The following is a 3,328-nucleotide window of genomic DNA, read 5'->3' as shown; positions in this document are numbered from 1 at the left end:
TCCTCCTTGCCAAGGATCGACGACACGGAATCAGACATCCTCTCGGTCTTCAACCTCGATGTGTGAATGTCGTAGCCTGGAGGGGGAGGGTAAGAGGACACATCACCCCCGCGCCATCGCCCGCTTCGCCACCGCCAGCCCCATCAGCACGAACGCCGAGGTCACCTCGGGTCCGCCAACAAGGATCCGCGTCGGCGTCTTCATCTTGTTCCATTCATAGGCGCGGAACGGGCCGCGGCGGCCGCCTTCGCCGAGGCTCGCGACGATCACGTTTAGGGCCGGTGCAAAGGCACGCGGGTCGGCGCCGAGATGGCCGAGCGCGATCAGTGCGAGCGCGGCGTCGAACACGTTCATCTCGGCCGCCATCAGCTCGCCCTTGACGTAGGACAGCACGCGGTGGCGGATGAAATCGAAATCGCCGTCGGGATCGATCGCGGCCTGCGCCGCCAGCGGCAGAGCCAGGAACGCAGCATAGCAGCGGCCGAAATAGGCGCTGTAGAGCTCCGGCAGGTAATAGATGTGCGAGCGCGGATTGGCGAAGGCGCCGCTGGCCGCCAGCCGCTTCTGGAAGCCGATGATCCGATGCACGGTGGCGAGCCGCGCCGGCGTCTCGAGGATCTTCCAGCGCGCCAGGTTGCGGAAGCTGACCTCGAGAATGTCGAGATTGAGCGTCGGATCGAGGTCGTTGCCGTAAGGGCGCTCGCCTGCGAGATTGTCGATCCAGGTCGCAACCCCGCCCTCATAGTCGATATTGTCGTTGAGCGGCACGGTCACGCGCGGCGCGTTGACGCCGGCGCGCACCTGATAGCCCGAATAGAAATCCAATAGCGGCTGGTCGATGATGGGATCGGTGCAGCCGGCCTGTGTCGCTGCCGAGATCGAGCAGGCCGTGGTGTCGCAATCCGGAACGTAGATTCCGAAGCCGAGATCCTGCTTGATTTGCGCGAAGTAGCGAGAGAACCGCGGATGCGGCGCCGGCGCCAGCGCGGTGATGACGTTGAAGCGCGCGCCGTCGATGCCCTCGACCTCCTCGCGGCTGATGTTGACGCAGAAATCGACCATGTCGGCGATCGCGCGCTCCGCCGCGATCTTGTCGGCCGGCGAGGCGAGCCCGGTCTCGACATAGCTCAGCAGCGCCTCGATGAAGAACGCGTCGTAATAGGCCGAGCGGTGGCGGATCTGCACCGGCTCCCACATCGGCTCGGCAATGCCTTTCCAGGGCGGATGGACCACGGCGCGCGCGGGCGAGCGCGCGATGAAGACGCGGGCGAGGTTGAACAGCAGCGAGGAATTCTTGTAGCCGCGCGCGTTCAGCCCAGTGAGCGCCATGATCAGCTCACGTCCGCGGAAGTCGGGGTCGCCGATCAGGTTGAAGGCGGCATAGGTCGGCAGGAAGCCGTTGCGGCGGTAGGAGCCGAGCAGATGCTGCGCGCAGTCGCGGATCGCGCCGTCGATCTGCGCGCTCTGCGGCAGGACGGCGGTGAACGGCACCGGCGGCGGCTTCGGATGCTCGAGCGCGATGCTGTCGACGAGATCGGCGATCGGCCGCCCGACCGCCGCCCAGTCGGGCTCGACCTCGTCGCGGGCGTGGGTGAGTGCCTCGCGCAGCCGGGACAGCCTGGACTCGTCGCGCAGCTCGGGCAGGCCGGCGCGGCGCAGTAGTATCCGCAGCGCGGGATTGCCGAGTGCGGTCTTGTAGAATTTGGCCAGATGAGGATCGCCGCTGGCCGAGCCGGACAATACGGGATCGCAGACGTCGTAAAGCGTGGGGCCGTCCTTCCGCGCCGTCAGCGCCCGGCAGGCGGCGCCGGCGAAATAATGAAAGCTCATGAAATACCTGGTCGCGGGGGCTCGGCCGGGGCCGGCGAGCGCGCAGCCGTCCGCACACCACCCCCTGCAAGTCGTTGAAAAGCTACCTGGATTCGCAGGAAATACAAATGTGATGAAGGTCACGGAAAAAGCCGGCACGAGGGCTGCATGATCAGCCTTCGGAAGGCTACGGGGGAACCCAAGAATGCACAAACCTGGCTCGGAGAATTAACCAACACATTCAGCCGCTTAGCTCAAATTTTGAGCAATCTATTGCCCCAGGGCCTATATGCGGTTAAGGGTTTGTTTGGTGCGGCGCCGCAAATTGCGCGCAATTCGGGGGCACTTCCCCGGCCAATCCCTCAAACCTAAAGACGCTATCGCGCTACTCAAACAGTGTGCGCGCGCTTGGCTGGTCTTTGGCACAGGAAACGAACCGAGATGAATGTAAAGCAGCTCGACCTTTCCCGACGTACGATCGCCGTCGCCGCAGCCCTCATCGGCACGGCGTCGCTCGTGATCGGCGCCCATGCTGCTCTCAACATGCGTGCGATCGACGCCGCCAAGGCCGTGACGACCGAACAGATCACCGGTTCGATCGGCCAGAGCTCGCGCCTCGCACTCGTCATCGGCAATGGACATTATCCCGACGCCAACGCGCCGCTGACGCAGTCGATCAACGACGCCCGTGCGCTGTCCTCGTCGCTGCGCAAGAACGGCTTTGACGTCGACATGGTGGAAGACGCGACCAAGGACGACATGGTCCGTGCCGTGGGCCGCCTGAAGTCCCGGATCAAGCGCGACAGCGTCGTCATGCTGTTCTTCGGCGGCTACGGCGTGCAGGCCGGTCGCGAGAGCTACATGCTGCCGGTCGACGCCGTGATCTGGAAGGAAAGCGACGTCCGCCGCCATGGCATCTCCATCGACGGCGTGCTCGACATGATGAAGGAGCAGGGTGCCAAGGCCAAGCTGGTCGTGGTCGACGCCTCCCGCCGTAACCCTTACGAGCGCCGCTTCCGCTCCTACAGCCACGGTCTCGCGCCGATCAGCGCGACCGACAATGCGCTGATCCTCACCTCCGCCTCGCCCGGCAAGGTCGTCGACGACGGCAAGGGCGAGCACAGCGTGCTGGTCAGCGAGTTCCTCAACAACCTCGGCAAGCCGGGCAGCGCCGAGAGCGTCTTCAACAAGACCCGCCTCGCCATCTCCCGTGCCAGCGAAGGCGATCAGGTCCCGACCGTGTCGTCATCGTTGCTCGAAGACGTCCATTTCGGCGAAGCCGGCGGCTAGGTTTCTTACCCTCCCCTGGAGGGGGAGGGTCGATCGCGCGCAGCGCGAGCGGGGTGGGGTGATCTCTCCGCACGAACAGTGCCCGTGCCGAGAGATCACCCCACCCCGCTTCGCCTTTCGCTACGCTGCATGCGAAGCGACCCTCCCCCTCCAGGGCTACGACATTCACACATCGAGGTTGAAGACCGAGAGGATGTCTGATTCCGTGTCGTCGATCCTTGGCAAGGAG

2 protein-coding genes are annotated in these 3,328 nt (G+C 64.8%); one reads left to right on the top strand and one right to left on the bottom strand.

Features of this window, described 5'->3' with window-relative positions:
- Positions 1–102: 102 nt before the first annotated feature.
- Entirely contained in the window at positions 103–1,830 is a 1,728-nt protein-coding gene (locus JQ566_RS34385; RefSeq protein ID WP_212380672.1) for a hypothetical protein, read from the bottom strand.
- 420 nt (positions 1,831–2,250) lie between these two features.
- Here JQ566_RS34385 and JQ566_RS34380 point away from each other — a divergent pair, with 420 nt between their 5' ends.
- Positions 2,251–3,099 (top strand): caspase family protein, encoded by an 849-nt coding sequence (locus JQ566_RS34380; RefSeq protein ID WP_212380670.1) that lies wholly within the window; start codon positions 2,251–2,253, stop codon positions 3,097–3,099.
- Positions 3,100–3,328: the final 229 nt, after the last annotated feature.

This window comes from Bradyrhizobium sp. SZCCT0231 (assembly GCF_018130245.1).
In the GTDB taxonomy this organism is placed as follows: Bacteria; Pseudomonadota; Alphaproteobacteria; order Rhizobiales; family Xanthobacteraceae; genus Bradyrhizobium; species Bradyrhizobium japonicum_F.
This window is presented reverse-complemented; position numbering and strand designations above follow the sequence as displayed.